Genomic DNA, 15,584 nt, shown 5'->3' with positions numbered 1-15,584 from the left:
CTCCGTGTGACGAATCAGGCTGCTCTGTGCGCGCGTGCGACAGATTGTAGATATTCGCCGTAGCTGCTCTTGGCGGTTTTCGCGGCCACCCGCTCGAACGCTTGGATCGTAATGTAGCCCTGTCGCAACGCGATTTCTTCTGGGCACGCGATGCGCAGGCCCTGGCGTTGCTCGAGGATCTGGACGAAATGGCTGGCTTCGACGAGCGAGGAATGCGTACCGGTGTCGAGCCAGGCAAAACCGCGACCGAGCACGTCCACGTAGAGATCGCCCCGATCCATATAGGCCTTGTTGACGTCCGTAATCTCGATCTCGCCACGAGCCGACGGCTTGATCCGTGCGGCAATGTCGACCACGTCATTGTCGTAGAAGTAGAGGCCGGTCACCGCGACGTTGGACTTCGGCTGTTTCGGCTTCTCCTCGATCGAAAGCGCGCGGCCGGCCTGATCGAGCTCGACCACGCCATATTGCTCGGGTGTGTTGACGACGTAACCGAATATGGTAGCGCCTTTATTGCGCAGGGATGCCTTAGTTAACATTCCAGGCAGGCTGTGCCCGTAGAAAATGTTATCGCCTAACACAAGGGCGACCGGATCGTCGCCGATGAAATGCCGTCCGACGATGAACGCGTCGGCAAGTCCGCGCGGCGTCGCTTGCGTAGCGTAGGAGAAACGCAAGCCGATTTCGCTGCCATCGCCGAGCAGGCGCTCGAAAAGCGCCTGGTCCTGCGGCGTGGAGATGATCAAAATTTCCCTTATTCCACCGAGCATTAGCGTGGAGAGCGGATAGTAGATCATGGGTTTGTCGAAGACCGGCAGAAGTTGCTTCGAGACGACAGTCGTCACGGGATAGAGGCGAGAGCCGGTGCCGCCTGCGAGAATGATGCCTTTCATTGCTCCTCACAGTTTACTTATCACAACCATAACATATAATGTGAAGAGTACAAGTTGGTGACGACGCCGAGAGATCGGGTCTGGTTGGCAAATTCAAAGTGCTTCGAAATGAATGTGATCCGGACCGAGCTTCCCGAAGTTCTCATCATCGAGCCCAAGTTCTTCGGCGACGACCGTGGCTTCTTCGTTGAGAGCTATCAATTCACTCGTTACATCACATACGGAATCACGCGGCCCTTCGTGCAGGACAACATGTCCCGTTCGCGCTACGGCGTGCTGCGGGGTCTGCATCTGCAAAATCCCGTTACCCAGGGCAAATTGGTCGCCGTGCTACGGGGCAAGGTGCTCGACGTCGCCGTCGACATCCGCGTCGGGAGCCCGAATTTCGGACGTCACGTTGCCGTCGAGTTGAGCGAGCAGAACCGGCGGCAGCTATGGGTTCCGCGGGGATTCGCGCACGGTTTCCTGGTGCTCTCAGAGACCGCGGACTTTTTCTACAAATGCGATGATTTCTATAGTCCGGAGAACGAGGTTTCGATCCGCTGGGACGACCCGGCGATCGGTATCAACTGGGGTATCGAAAAGCCGTCGCTCTCGGCCAAGGACGCGGACGCGCCGCTGCTTGCGGACATCAAAAACCTTCCATTGTATGGGCAAGTCTGATGCGGATACTGTTGACGGGAACCGGCGGGCAGGTCGGAGGTGCATTGCAACCAGTCCTGGCTCGACTCGGCTCAATCATCGCGCCTAACCTCAATGATTTCGATCTGTCGAAGCCTGACAGACTCGTCGGGGCGCTCGACACGTTCCAGCCGGATCTCATCATCAACCCCGCGGCCTATACCGCCGTGGACCGCGCGGAGGACGAGCGCGAGCTCGCATTCCGTATCAATGCCGGGGGACCCGAGGTGATCGCCAAATGGGCTGCGAAACGTCGCGTACCGCTGGTGCATTTTTCCACAGACTACGTCTTCGACGGCTCCGGGAAGGCGCCATGGCACGAGGATAGTCAAACGGGGCCGTTGTCGGTCTACGGCGCGAGCAAGCTCGCCGGTGACACCGCCATTTGCGCAGCAGGCGGTCCGCATCTGATTGCACGTACCTCTTGGGTCTATGCCGCCAAGGGCGCCAACTTCCTACGCACGATCGCGCGGCTTGCGGCAGAGCGCAAGGAGCTGCGCATCGTTGCTGACCAGATCGGCGCGCCGACCACTGCGAGGACGATCGCCAACGCCATTGCAGATATCGTGCTGCCAAATTTGTCGAACCTTAACGAGCTCTTTGCGCGCAAAGGCGGCGTCGTCAATCTCGTCTGCGCCGGCGAGACCAGTTGGCATGGCTTTGCGAGCGCGATCGTCGCCGGCCTGAGGTCGCGCGGCCTAAGACTCGAGGTTGAAAGCGTCATTCCGATCGCCACGGCCGATTTCCCGACCAAGGCAATACGGCCCGGCAATTCGCGGCTCGACCTGTCGCGCCTGAAGAAACAGTTTGGAGTGACCATGCCGAATTGGCAGGAGGCGTTATCGGTCGAGCTCGACGATTTCGTTGCCTTGCAAGAAAAAGCAGCACGCGCCGAGCCGGCGCGCCAGCTCCAGCAGCGAGTCTATTCGTGACTGAACGGCGGATCGAGCGAAGGGGGCGCGCGGCGGCCTGAAGGACGATGAGGCGCCGCCTCAGAACCCCAACGGCACGTCGCGCGCCGGTTTGAGATGATTGTAGCGAGGGGCGCGTGGCCCGGGCGGCCAGGCGAGGCCGCTGTAGGGAATCCCGTCGCGCGAGAGCTGCGGATTGTAGGTAGGGTCCTCGTTGAGCCATTCACCCCAGCGCGCCCGAAGCAGATTAAGTTCATGCTCGAACCGGCTGCGCCGGTCGGCGCGATCATCCCGCCCGCGGCTGGCTGATTCGGCGTGAACCAACTTCGCATGCGGCGTGAAAACGATACGCTTGCCCGCTTGGCGCAACCGTAAGCAATAGTCGACGTCGTTGAAGGCGACCGCGAAGCGCGACTCGTCCATCCCGCCGACGGCAAGATAGTCGCTGCGTCTGGTTGCGAGGCAGGCCGCAGTCACGGCGCTGCATTGGTGCGCGACAAGGAGCTGGTCGAGAAACCCGGGATCATCGCCGAATCTGTCGGTAAAGGCGTGAGTCGCCGCGAAATTCATTCCCAGGACGACACCGCCATGCTGAACGATGCCGCCAGGCCAAGTCAGGAGCGCGCCGACCGCACCGACATCAGGCTCGGCGAGCCGCGTGAGCATCTCCTCGAGCCAGTCTTCGGAACTCGCCTCGATGTCGTTGTTGAGGAGACAGAGCACGTCACTGTCGAGTGTTGCTGCGGCTTGATTGTTCAGCCTCGCGAAATTGAAGGGACCTTCGACCCGCAAAGTCCGCACGCCGCGTCTCGCCAAGCCTGCAAGATAGGCGATCGTCTTGGGGTCGGCACTGTCATTGTCGACGACGAGAATATCTGCGCGGCAGCACTCGACCGCCGGCGAGATGCTGTCGATACAGGTGCGCAAGAGCGGGAGACGGTCTCGGGTCGGGATGACCACTGTCACGCGCTGGCGCGGAATCGCTCGACCAATTCGAACCGCAGGAAAGAGGCCAACTTGTTGCGGGGTGACGTCGGCACTGACGGCACGTGCGTCGAGGTGCATTTGGCTCGCCGCGGCAAGCTGATGGCTGGCATACGTTCGATCGAGTTTAGGAAGCGTCGCCAGTGCTCCCGGCAGATGAAGGATGTTGTCCTCACGTGGACCAGCGCGATCGAGCAGGCAGTTGAAGAGGCGGTAAAGATTGTCGGGACGGGCGTCAAGGCCGGCGAGCAGGGCGTCTCGTCGAACAGCAAACAAATGCGCACAATAGCCTTGCTCCAGCATCCTTTCGTAGTCGAATGCAGGAAAGGCCAGCGGCCAGAGCCGGCCATCCTCGGCGAGAAAATCGAGGTCGCCGTACAGGGCGATCGCATCCGGATAGGCGTCGAATGCTGCGGCAATGCGGGCCAGGGCATTCGGCTCGAGCACCACACCCGCCATCGCGATGACGACGTGATGTGAATCGGATGCGGCGCCGTCCAGAAACTCCAACAGAGCGTCGCTGTCGACGGAGAGTAGCTCCCCGTCAATCACGCCTGCCGTCCAGCTTTCGTGGGTCTGGGTCTCCAGCGCGGCAAGCGTTTGCTCTGCGCCGGGGGCGCCGGCGACGACGATCGCGAGTGAAAGGCCACTTGCTCGCGGCATCGGCAGAGGGAAGCGATCGCGCCAATTCACGTAGTCGGAGAACGGAAGCGAGGCGGGAATCAGTTGATCATACAGCTGGCCGCGCAGGCGCTCGGCACCGTAGCCGCCGAGCGCGTCGATCATTCCGGCAAGGCCGTCGGGAAAGGCGACAAAGACGGCCGTCGCTGGAATTGGCTCGCCGTCCTCCCTGCGCAACGAAACGCGGTGAACGCGCCCGTCGGCAAAGCGTTGCGGGACGTGGAAATCAAAAGCGCGCGCATTCCGGTGTGCCGCAGCTTCGCCAACATGCGTCCAGGTGGTTGCATTAACCTGGGCGACAGCCTCTCCGTCGACGATTGCCTCCAGAAAGAGCGCGGAGTCGCTATCGATCCAGCCCTGGAAATGCAGCCCGCCGAGCCAGCGCAACTGGCACGTCTCGCGCAGATCGGCGCGATTTGCGTACTCGCTCTCCAAATCGACCGGTTGGCCGACAGGCGTGCCGAGATTGGCGAGGCGGGCCTCGAGGGTGCGTGCGGCGCGCAGCAGATCGGGCTCAATCGTGATCGCGAATCCGCAACTCGCCTGATGCGCTTGTTCAGCAAGCTCGGGAACGAAGGCGTCGGCATAGGTTGTGCTGAACACCAGGCCGTCGAGCAAAATCTCGACGCTATAGCGGCGCTCCGGCGCCTGCGCGTCGTAGACGAAGCCGGACAACGTGCCATCGCGCGCGAGCTCAAGCCGGCTGACGAGCTTTGGTCTGATCGACAATTCGGATGGGTGGCGAGAGAGACGCGACATACTCAGCACCGCGTGACCCAGTCGACCACAAGATCGGCAAGCGCTGCCGCGTTCACAATGGCAGAAATGGCAAGGTCGCCTTTGCGGGGCTTCAGCGCGCTGCCGGACCAGTCGCGGTAGGCGACTGGCCTTGTCGCCTGTCTGGCGGTCTCGACGAGAGGATGGCCGAAGACGGGCTGCTCAAAATCGGTGAGGATCCAGCCCGGATTATGCGGTCTCAGGACATCGCCAAGTTCGTCCGCGGCAATCGCGCCCGTGACGAAGATATTGGGCCGCGACATCAGGCGATCATCGCCGCAGGTCGCCCCGGCAACGACGATCGGTAGCGATGGTTCGCGCCGCCACAGACGATCGGCCAATGTGTTTATCATGCGCAGGGATGCGAGCGTTGGCGTCGAGGGAACGATTACAAGGGACTTGTCATTGGCGGAGATGGGCGGCAGTGTCATGAAACATGTGGGCCAGTCATGCAGCAGGATCTTGCGATCGGGCCACCTGCTTTGTGCATAGGCCTTTGCCATTTTGCTGGGAACGAAAAGTGGAGTTGTGCCGGAGGGCAGGGAAGCAATCTCGCCAATGCTCTCCGATATCAGCCAGCGATCGATCGGAACATCGAGGCACCGGATCAGCTCGATGAGCCGCGGCGGCGGGTTTGGCTCAAGGATCTCGACACGCGTTGGGGATAGCCGCCTCAGGATGTCGCCAGCGCTGGCGAGATTTGCCTCTGTGTCGAGCCTCAAACGCGAGGTCTGCGGCAAACCTCCGTCGGCAGCTCGGAGGTGAAGCACGTTGTCGTCCCGCGAGAGCAGGACCGTGCGCTCGCCATGCAGGCGCAGATGGCGTATCCGCGCGTCGGTCACGGCAGGGCAGGTCCGCTCTCCCGCGAGAACTAGTACCGATGGCTCAGCGGGCCATGGCAGCGCACGCTCGAGCGCAGCGCGCACCGGCCGTAAAGGATCAGCGATTTCAAAGGCGCGGCATTCCTCCCGGTAGTCCGGGAATCGCTGGTCCAAAAAGTTAAGATTGCGAAGTACGAGACCGCGCTTCTCCTCTCGAAAAGATTTCGAGCCGTGATGTCCGACATAGACCGACGGCGCGCAAACATTCCGGAAGCCGTTGGTCCGCGCGCGGAGGCAGAGATCGATGTCTTCGAGATAACCGCGATCGAAATTGTCCGAGAGCTCGCCCACACTGTCGAGGCAGGCGCGTGTAACATAGAGGCAGAATCCGATGCCGCTTGCGACATCGATCGCTTTCCCCGCATTAGCTGCGCTGGCGACGCGATCGATTGCGACAATCTCGTCATAGCGCGGCATCGGATTAACTTCGTTCGGCGTTGGAAAGGAAAAGATGTCGCCGTTGTTGGAAAGTGGTGTGACGGTTCCGATGTTTGGCGCCGAATATGCCACGTTGGCCAACCGATCGACGAAGCCGGGCGGAACGAGCGTGTCGGAGTTGAGCAGTACTACGTCACCCCTCTGGATCTCGTTCAGCGCCCGATTGATCGCGCCGACAAAGCCGAGATTGACCGGGTTTACGAGGAGACGAATCTTGCCTGCCGCCGCAAGCTCGCTCAGATGGGGCCGCAGCTCCACTTCCGGACTGGCATCGTCGATGGCGAGAACCTGAAAGGCGTCCTTACCAGTCCCTCGTGGACGCCTTGCCTTGTCGAGGCTCTCGAAGCATTCGATCGTTGCCTGCGCATCCCCATAGACGGGGACAATAACGGTCGGCAGGTCGACGTTCGGTCCGATTCTGATGGAAGAATCGCGAGCGGCTCGGAGGTTCATCGTCGAGGTGAGGTTGGGCGCCACGCGTCGAACCTGGACGACGTCTTCGCCGCATCTCAGCGTCACGATTTGAGCTGTAGTGGACGGTGGCCGCCGAACCAAGAAGGTTGTTGCCTGCACATCTGCGCTCGCCAGGGGGTGAAACGGATTGGGTTCGAGAATGCTCGTCAGCGTGCCGTCTTCGGTTGCAAGGCTAACTTCGACGGAAAGGGCGTTGGTCCAGGCGACCCAGCCCGTCACGTGATTGTCGAACACAGAGCAGGCCGCCCAGTGGCGGCCCCCGGCACGCCGCAGCTCCGCGATGGCAGCTCGAAGGATGGCCGGATTGCCTTCGCGGCGTATTAGTTGAGCGGCTGCGGCCAGTCGTCGTTCGTCGACAGCCCACGCCAGCATCCGGCGGTTGGCGCCGACATCGTAAGGATCGACAAGAAGCGCCCGCGCAAGATCGGACAGCGCAGCTTCGTTAAGTCCAAGCCTCCAAGCGGCTTCGGCGCGGAGAACGAAGCAGTGAGCTGCTGGTGGAGGCGAAACTCGAATGCGTCGATCGGCGTATTTGAGCGCCGTCGCGAACTCCTGCGTGGTCAACGCCTCGGCTGCGAGGCGTTCGAGCGCGATATGCGCGTGAGGCCCGACAAGGAAGGAAACATCGGGAATCTTGCGATGGTGGTCCGACCCAGCCGATCGCTCACCCACGCTACGCGGCTCCATTTTCGGATTGCCCCTAGCCGATGGAGCTCTCTTGGCGCGCCCGGCTGCGGAAGACGCGGACCCGGCTGGAGCCGACCGGTTTTCGTGACGGTTTTGCGGGAACGACGACATTGTCTGGGGCTGCTAACCGGTTGACGCCGATGCGAATGCCAACCAGAGGCTCGCGGCTAGTCGGCCCCGACAGAACGACGCGTTTTCCGATGGCGCGCAAGGTCGGCGCGTTCAAGAACGTCGCTTCCGCCACGAACTCGAATCCCCCGGCGCCACTGATTTCCAGCACGACGCCTGTAATCGGCAAGGCTCGTCCACGCGTGCCGGCATAGGTCCCGAGCGACACCATTTTGCCGCTCCCCGCCTGGCTAATGGGGAATTGGACCGCATAGCGAATATCGAGACCCGCCGGCTTCTCCGGCCATTCAAGGGCAATTCCTTCGATGCGCGATGGGGCCGTTGGACCTGCAATCCAAGCATTAGACGCGACGACAACATCGCCGCGACCTGCGACGTGGCCGAGGATCTTGAGACCGTCCATTGCAACATTTGCGTGCATGGCCACGCTCTCATTTTGCGCGCCGAGCGGCGCTCGGCCGGACTGAATCGGTTCGATACGAACCATGGCCGCGCGCGATCCCCCGGGTCGCATCGGCTGAACCTGAATCTGCAACGTGCCGGGTGTGTTGACCCGGACCATCAGGCCCGAATTCGGCTCCCAAAGCGTCGGCTCCGTTGCGTCGGGATGCATGATGAGCTCCATGCGCCCTTCATGTCCCTGCGTCGGTACAACCGTCACGTGCGGCGGCGAAGCGAGATCGTCCGCACTCTTGTAGCTCACGAAGAAGAGTCCCCGATCTAGACTTACGACCTTCTGCTGCTCAACATCATCCATCATTGCCCCCAATCAGATTCGATGAACCAAAGATTGTTTCTTCTCGCTTGACGATCTTGCGTGAGCGTCGCTCTGACGAACCGGTCCGCGAACAAGATGGCTTAAGGAACGCTTCTCAAGCGAACGGCAGGACGCCAATCCGGCGGCAATAGAGATCGGCGTATGTATTCGGTTTCTGCGCTGAGCAGCTCCGCGATTTGACGGAGCCTTTCATTCTCATCTCTCAGCAGCGCGATGGTATTCGCGATATCATCGACCCCGATCAAGTCAGGATGCCAGCTGCACAACTCACGGTCGAAAGGGGGGTGTTTAATCGTCATCGGATGGCTCACCGCGCGCTTGGACTTGGGCCTCTAAGACTAAAGCAATCATCAAAAACTCGCGTGGCGAGAACAAAACCCAAAGTGGCATACGTTTGGACTTAATCGCTCTAATTTGGGGCAGGAAAATGTCAGGCATATCGAAAGCTTCGAGGCGAAGAGATACTTCAGCAGTTTAATCATCGGGAACTTGTGGACGAGTGACACAGTCGTGTCATGACGGATTGGTTTGAGTCTGTTCAATCAGATGGCGCCTTTGCTCACGAAGCGAGCAAGACGAGAACAGATAAATCTTGAACTCAATTGCCTGTTGGAATCTGCGTGCTTCGCTGTCGCCAACTCTTGCTATAGATATCTCCCATGCTTGCATTCATTCCCGATTGATTGCATGCCACGAGGGGCTGGGCCGAGAGCGGCGTCGATGAAGATCCTAATCGTTCACAACAATTTCCCGGCACAGTATCGCAACATTGCGGCTGCTTTGGCCAAGGAGCCTGGCTTCGAGGTCGTAGCCGTCGGTGCATCGACTGCAAGATCGATGCCGTCCGTACGATTGATCAAATACGCGCTTCCTGACGCTGACGTTTCGGGAACGCATCCGTTTGCACGACGCTTCGATATCGAGTGCCGGCGTGCCGAACAGGTGCTGTACAGTCTTTCGAGTCTAGCGACGTCTGGGTTCAAGCCGGATCTGATTCTCGCCCATCCCGGGTGGGGCGAGACGCTGCCGTTGCGTACGATGTTTCCCGAGGCACGTTTGCTCATCTATTGCGAATTTTTTTACGGGGCCGAGGGGCGTGACATCGGATTTGATCCGGAATTTCCAATGCCTGGCCTCGATGGTCACATCGGGCTCCAGTTGAAGAATGCGACGACCCTGCTCGCGCTTGAGGATTGCGAAATGGGCATCTCGCCAACGAAGTGGCAGCAATCGACGTTTCCCGCACATTACCAGGGCAAGATCGACGTAATTCACGAGGGCGTCGACACGGCGCGCGTGCGGCCGAATCCGCAGGCGCGCCTGCTGCTGCCGAATGGACAGCACGTCCGACCGTCCGACGAGGTCGTGACGTTTGTCGCGCGCAATCTCGAGCCGCTTAGGGGCTACCATATCTTCATGCGCGCGCTGCCTGAGATCTTGAGACGGCGGCCGAACGCACAGATCGTCATCATCGGCAGGGATGGCGTATCCTACGGACTTCCGCCCCCGGCGGGCACAAACTGGAAGTCGATCTTCCTTGACGAGATGCGCGATCGCCTGGACCTGTCGCGTGTTCATTTCATGGGAGGAGTCTCGTACCAGACCTTCATTGCAGCCCTTCAGGTATCATCGGCGCACGTCTATTTTACATACCCCTTCGTGCTGTCTTGGTCGATGCTGGAGGCGATGAGCACTGGCTGCCTCGTCATCGGTTCTGACACGTCGCCGGTGCGCGAAGTCATCAATTCGGGCGAAAATGGCCTGCTGGTCCCATTCTTCGCAGTTGACGAGCTTGCCGGGCGGGTCGTCGAAGTGCTCGAGCAGCCGGCGAAATTTTCCGTGCTCCGCGAAAGCGCCCGCCGCTATGTTGTCGATAATTACGACGCGGAGCAGGTCTGCGTGCCCCGAATGCGCCGCCTTATAGATCTGAGGGGAAAGGCCGCGTCATCACCGCGCGTATTCTGGCCAGCGCGTCCGGTTTCTGAGTGGCGGACCAAGAGCGCCAAGCGCGCGTCGCGCAACATGCCGGCAGGTCGCCAACTGTGATGCAGTCGATGTCGTTCTTAATCCGTTGTCAAGTTGCCGATCAGGACGCGCCTGGCGAAAGTGAGCCATCGCTCGAAGAGGCGGCGGAGGGGGCGAGCATCTGGTTGCCTGTCACGTCACCTGACAAGGGCGATCGCGCAATCTCCGCGAGAATTCTTGCCCCATGCTGACAGTTCTCGCCGAGCTGGAACGTTGAAGAGCGTATCGCAGCTCCGACATGTATGACGAAATGAGGCAACGCACTCTCGACTTGAACCTATGGCGATATCGCTCGCTTCTTGAAGGTTGCTCATGTTGCCTCTGTTTTGCTCAGCTTAGCCCGAGTTAGCCCATGATGGATTGGAGCGAGAGCTCAAGCGTTTCAATCGGTTGAAGGGTGGCGTGCGCACGACGTGTGCACCGGTTCCGGCGAGCCGCATGAGTCCGGACTAGGCGCGTTTCGGATCATCGCGCCGATCAGTTCCGAACCTGACTTTATGATCCAAACCGGACGGATCTGGGCGGCGGCGGTAACTGACCAGTGATGAGTGTGATGCGAGACTTAGCTTGCTGCTTGGCGTCACGAACCTGTGGCATGTCCATTGCACACTGGGAATCAACTGAGATTTCAGTACTCAGTTAGAGAATATGGCGCCGCTGGGACGCTTATTTCGAGCCCGGCCGCGCTTCTTCTAACAGCCATGCTGATCTCCCGCCGTCATAAATCCGTAATTTTCAGGCACCGAAGCTTGGCGCCGTCTCCCGATTTGTCTGGGAGTGGGACCGCAAAAGGACCTGGTCATGACCGACAGTACCCAGCACGACGCGGCTAGACGCAATCGCCTGCTCGAAGCAGCCCAACAGGAGATGATCAAGTTCGAACGCAAAGAAAACGAGTTCCGCAAGAAGGATCGCGCGGAGAGAGCGGCCGAACTTCAACTGCCGCTGGATAAACTCAATATTCATTGATTGCGAGGCCGATAGTTTGACAGGACTGTCATGGCACGTTTTTAGCTTAGTTGCGCGACCAAGGACCGACGCGGCAGCTCCTCGTCCATCCTCGGCCTAGATCACCAGACGGGCGAGGAGCTTGCCGGGTATGAACCAATCATCGATCAGCCGGTTATCCCGGCATGTATCGCCTTTGGTATTTCGTCGCCTTCCTTACCGTCACTGCGGCGGTTTTTGGTGCCTTGGTTGGGTTCGATAAGTTTCTGGGCAGTTAGCCGAAGGCCGCCCGTTCTTCAGCCTGATAATTCAGCTTCTGACCTGAAGCAGGCTGCAATGGAGGGACAGAGTTTGCTCTGCCCAGTCGGTCCAGAGGTCGACCTGCTCTGCTATTGCGGGCGCGTTGTCAAATTCAATTCCGATGTTCCGGACGATGCTCTCGCTTTTGGTGTGCCCCCAGAAGCCGCTGCGGCTCGCAAACGACATTCTCTCGCGCCTTCAGAACCCACGTCGACCTTCGGACGATCGGCCCGTACTTAGGGCCAATTCGATCAGCGAAAAGGCGCAATTGACCGAAGCGGACCGTCAGAACCGAGCTGCTATTGTCAACCGCACGGCGCGCGGCTCGGCGGGATGAATATGGCGATCGGCGAAACCGCCGATCGGCTCGCCCGGTAGGCGCGACAGGTAATAGTATTCGATTTGATTGGTCTGCGTGTTGAAGAGATTGAGCACGTCGAGCTGCAGCCTCACGCCGTTTTCAAATTGATACCCCGCCCGGGCATTGAAAATCAGCGAGGACAGCGACCGCACGCTGTCATCCTCGATCAGCGGACGCGGGCCGAAATAGCGCGCCTTGAGTGCCCCGAACCAGCCGGTCTCGCTGCCAAAGGTAACTGCGCCACTCGCCACCCACGCCGGCGCACCGGGAATGCGATCGCCTGCGGGATCGAAATCGGTGAAGCGCGCGCGGGTATAGGCAATGTCGAGATCGAACGACAGCCACGGCACCGGCTTGTATTTGTTCGTCCATTCCACGCCGATGCGACGGCTCGGCCGGCTCGGCTCGGTGGTACCGGCATCGCCGACGAATAGCAGTTCCGAGTCGAAATCGAGCACGAACACCGCGACCGAGCTGGTGAGGCCTTCGATCGCCCTGGTGCGGATGCCGAGTTCGGCGCCGCGCGAGCGCACCAGGAGCGGAACGCGCTCGAGCGGCGTCACCTTGTCGTTTGGATCGACCGTGATCGTCGCGCCTCTAATATCGTTGCTGTGCAAGCCATAGCCGGCATTGCCAAAGAATTCGGTCTTGAACCAGGGACCGAGCACGATGCCGGCCTTCGGGCTTGCCATCGTCGCCTGCGCATTGCCGGAATTTTGTGGCGTGTCGCTCAGCACGTGTCCGGCAAAGATGTCCTCGCGGACGCCGACGGTCGTGTGCAGCCAGTCGTTCCAGTGCGTGGTGCTGTCCGTCCAGATGCCGACGTTGCCTTCCTGCACGCGATCGTCACGAACGGTCGAGAGCACATTGCGCTGTTCGATCTTGAACAGGCCGACATGGATGTCGTCGTAGCGGCTCTGCACGCCAACCCGGGTTTGCGTCACCAAGCCACCAAACCGCCAGTCGAAGGCGTGCCGCGCATCGAAACCTCCGAAGGTGCGGCGATCGAGCTGGTTGAACTGGTCGCCGTTGACGGGATTGTCGAGGAAGTAAGTGAAATTGTTGAAAAGCTGTAGATCCGAGCGCACGACATAAGCGCTGATCCTGCTCTGGCCATAAGCGCTCGACTGTGCCCAATTGCCGGATAGGCTGAAGCGGCTGGAGGTGCCGCCGTCGGTCGGATCGAGTGTGCCGAAACGGCTGATGATGCCCTTGTCGATGGCGCGCTGCGCGACCTGGTCGGTCGAATTCCAGCCGTTGGAATAGGCCATTCCGGTGAGCGTAAATCCGTCGGTGGCGGTGCCCTGGCTATAGCGCAGCACGCCGTTGATCTTGCGTACGTCGTCCGGCAATTCCCAAGGGCCATTGTATTTGGTAGCCTCGATCGCCGTGAGCAGCGTGCCGTCGCCGATGGCGGTCGAGCCTGCCGCCAATCCACGACGATAGCCAAAACTGCCAAATGTCATCTCCGCGATATTCTTCGGCAGCTTGTTGAGGTAGTCGATCGCCACCGCACCGGCGGTGCCGAAATCGCCCACATCGGCGAAGTACGGACCCTTGCGGACATTGACCGACTGGATCAGCTCGGGAATGAGGAAATTGATGTCGGCATAGCCCTGCCCATGACCGTGCGTCGGCATGTTGACCGGCATACCATCGACGCTGATGGCGAGATCGGTGCCGTGGTCGAGATTGAAGCCGCGCAGGAAATATTGATTGGCTTTACCCTCCCCGGAATGCTGGGTGACGATCAGGCCGGGCACGACTTCCAAGGCCTCGCCGACCCGCGCGAACGGCACCGCGTTCACTTCGGCGCCGCTGATCTTCATAGCGCTGGCGGCCGTGGGCTGCAGGGCAGCGGTCTTGTCGGACGAATCGCCGGTAGTGACGTCGTTGGCGCCGACTGCGACTGGCAGCTCGGACCGGGCTACGGCCCCGCGCTGCGTCACGCGATTTTGGACCCGTTTGGGCCGGGCGACCCGATTGGGCTGCACACCGGCTGCAGTGACGGTGACGGGCGGAAGCTGATTGGAGTTAGCTGTTGTGGCTACTTCGTGCGCCACTGCCGGGAACGCGCACACGACGGACGAAGTGGTGGCGGCAAATATCCGCAACAACAAGGCCCCACGCACTGACACGCCCCCGCACAATACCTGGTACAGTCGATGACCACTGCACGCACCCAAGCCAGCCCACTCACGTAGCAAGCCGGTATGACGATTGAACAACAATGTCATACCTAATGACCAAGATCGAGCGGGCACCACACCAGCCAATACGCCCCGCTCGCGGGAATCGATGCGCCAGCAAAAGCGGGCGGCTGGCGATGGCTGCGCTTACCGGTTAACTCGTTGCCCGGTGGCTCGGAGCACTCTCTCGCTTCAGGCTAAGGTGTCCGCACCAACGACCGACTCAGGAAGCGAACGCGAGTCCGGTCATCATCAACCCGATTGCGGCGACCCAGCCGCCGAACGCGCGAATTGCGATCGTGCGCCATGCAGTTGGGCCGGCGCTAACCGGTCGCTGGAACGTGAGCGTGAGGGCCATGATCAATGTGGTGACTGCGTAACCCGCACTGGCCAATCCTGCTGCGAACAGCAGCCGATTGGTTTCCGGCTCGAGATTGCTTGCATTCGCCGCGCCACGCGCCGCTGCCAAGGCGAAAACGATGACGCACAAGAGCGTTGCTGGAACTGGCATTGCCGCCGCCAGCAGCAGTCCGACGAGCAGAATCATTGCTGCAGGCAAGGCCGACGACTCGGACGGCACGAATCCGAGGCCCGCAACAAGGGAAAGTCCGGCGAGCAGCCCCAGAGGAAACGCCAGGACAAGCCACCGTCCTTTTGAAGCTCCGAGCGAGCCTCCGAGAATCCCGATCGCCAGCCAAAGGATGATATCATGGAGGTCGGTGAAAGGATGCACGGCACCGACGTAGAAATCGCCAAGTCGCGCAGCAATGACGTGCGCTTCTGATGCGGTTGTGGAGGCAAGCAGGGTGGCAGCCGCGATCCAAACACCGCCGAGCCGAATCTTCATGCGGTGGCTCCCAGACTGTGCACGAGGAAGTAGCATCCGAGCGCCGCAATGACCGCGCCGAGAGCCTGAACGACGCGCGCTCCGGCAGGCCACCGCGTCAGGATTCCAATGACAATTCCGCAGAGGTGGAGCATGCCCGTGGCAACGACAAAGCCGATGCCGTAGGCCAGCGGATTGGCCGAACCCGGAAGCTCGACCCCGTGCGCGTGTCCGTGAAAGATCGCGAACACGGCAACCACCGCAGCCGCGACGGAAAACGGCAGCTTCAGACGCATCGCGACCGCGGCACCCAGCGCGAGCGCCGACAGCGCGATCACGATCTCGGGCACCGGCAGCGGAATTTTCAGCACACCCACGACGCCGCCCAGTGCCATCACGAGCGGAAAGGTGATAGGCAGTACCCAGATCGCCGGCGCGCCGAGTTGCGCCCCCCAGATTCCGACTGCGACCATCGCAACCAGATGGTCCATCCCCGTCAATGGATGCAGCAGCCCACTGACCAAGCCGCCCTGCACGCCGGTTTGCTCGTGCGCGAGTGCGGGGTGTGCGAGGCAGAGCGCGGCAAGCGCAGCCAGGCACGTTATGATGCGCGGTGACATG

11 protein-coding genes are annotated in these 15,584 nt (G+C 60.6%); 4 read left to right on the top strand and 7 right to left on the bottom strand.

Features of this window, described 5'->3' with window-relative positions:
• Positions 1–14 precede the first annotated feature (14 nt).
• Positions 15–893, bottom strand: a complete 879-nt coding sequence (rfbA, locus tag AAE027_RS21330; RefSeq protein WP_370986631.1) for a glucose-1-phosphate thymidylyltransferase RfbA — start codon at positions 891–893, stop codon at positions 15–17.
• Positions 894–1,001: 108 nt separating this feature from the next.
• Between rfbA and rfbC the strand changes: the two genes are divergently transcribed.
• Positions 1,002–1,556, top strand: coding sequence for a dTDP-4-dehydrorhamnose 3,5-epimerase (gene rfbC, locus AAE027_RS21325; protein WP_370986890.1), 555 nt, complete (start codon positions 1,002–1,004; stop codon positions 1,554–1,556).
• Positions 1,556–2,506 carry a dTDP-4-dehydrorhamnose reductase gene (gene rfbD / locus AAE027_RS21320; protein WP_370986633.1) on the top strand — a complete coding sequence of 317 codons (951 nt, stop codon included), beginning with the start codon at positions 1,556–1,558 and terminating at the stop codon, positions 2,504–2,506. Before rfbC ends, rfbD begins: the two co-directional genes overlap by 1 nt.
• A gap of 60 nt (positions 2,507–2,566) precedes the next feature.
• Here the strand turns inward: rfbD and AAE027_RS21315 are convergent, their stop codons facing one another.
• The 3 genes from AAE027_RS21315 to AAE027_RS21305 are packed head-to-tail and all read right to left on the bottom strand — an operon-like array spanning position 2,567 to position 8,296.
• Complete coding sequence (locus AAE027_RS21315) at positions 2,567–4,909, bottom strand: glycosyltransferase family 2 protein (RefSeq protein WP_370986634.1); 2,343 nt, start codon at positions 4,907–4,909, stop codon at positions 2,567–2,569.
• 2 nt (positions 4,910–4,911) lie between these two features.
• Positions 4,912–7,392 carry a glycosyltransferase gene (locus AAE027_RS21310; RefSeq protein ID WP_370986635.1) on the bottom strand — a complete coding sequence of 827 codons (2,481 nt, stop codon included), beginning with the start codon at positions 7,390–7,392 and terminating at the stop codon, positions 4,912–4,914.
• Between the two features lie 28 nt (positions 7,393–7,420).
• The gene (locus tag AAE027_RS21305) at positions 7,421–8,296 is read right to left on the bottom strand and encodes a hypothetical protein (RefSeq protein WP_370986636.1); all 876 of its coding nucleotides are present in this window, start codon (positions 8,294–8,296) and stop codon (positions 7,421–7,423) included.
• A 738-nt stretch (positions 8,297–9,034) separates the two neighbouring features.
• Here AAE027_RS21305 and AAE027_RS21300 point away from each other — a divergent pair.
• Both AAE027_RS21300 and AAE027_RS21295 read left to right on the top strand, forming a co-directional pair.
• Positions 9,035–10,360, top strand: a complete 1,326-nt coding sequence (locus tag AAE027_RS21300; RefSeq protein ID WP_370986637.1) for a glycosyltransferase family 4 protein — start codon at positions 9,035–9,037, stop codon at positions 10,358–10,360.
• 780 nt (positions 10,361–11,140) lie between these two features.
• Positions 11,141–11,308 (top strand): hypothetical protein, encoded by a 168-nt coding sequence (locus tag AAE027_RS21295; protein WP_370986638.1) that lies wholly within the window; start codon positions 11,141–11,143, stop codon positions 11,306–11,308.
• A 564-nt stretch (positions 11,309–11,872) separates the two neighbouring features.
• On the opposite strand, the gene AAE027_RS21290 is transcribed toward AAE027_RS21295, so the two are convergent.
• From AAE027_RS21290 to AAE027_RS21280, 3 genes are all read right to left on the bottom strand, one after another.
• On the bottom strand, positions 11,873–13,897 hold the full coding sequence (locus AAE027_RS21290; protein ID WP_370986639.1) for a TonB-dependent receptor: 2,025 nt from the start codon (positions 13,895–13,897) through the stop codon (positions 11,873–11,875).
• Between the two features lie 463 nt (positions 13,898–14,360).
• Positions 14,361–14,984 carry a HupE/UreJ family protein gene (locus AAE027_RS21285; RefSeq protein ID WP_370986641.1) on the bottom strand — a complete coding sequence of 208 codons (624 nt, stop codon included), beginning with the start codon at positions 14,982–14,984 and terminating at the stop codon, positions 14,361–14,363.
• Positions 14,981–15,583, bottom strand: coding sequence for a HupE/UreJ family protein (locus AAE027_RS21280; RefSeq protein ID WP_370986642.1), 603 nt, complete (start codon positions 15,581–15,583; stop codon positions 14,981–14,983). Before AAE027_RS21280 ends, AAE027_RS21285 begins: the two co-directional genes overlap by 4 nt.
• Between the last annotated feature and the right edge of the window lies 1 nt (position 15,584).

Source organism: Bradyrhizobium sp. DN3 (assembly GCF_041357655.1).
In the GTDB taxonomy this organism is placed as follows: Bacteria; Pseudomonadota; Alphaproteobacteria; order Rhizobiales; family Xanthobacteraceae; genus Bradyrhizobium.
Note: the sequence above shows the minus strand (reverse complement) of the source record. Positions and strands in the feature narration are given on the sequence as shown.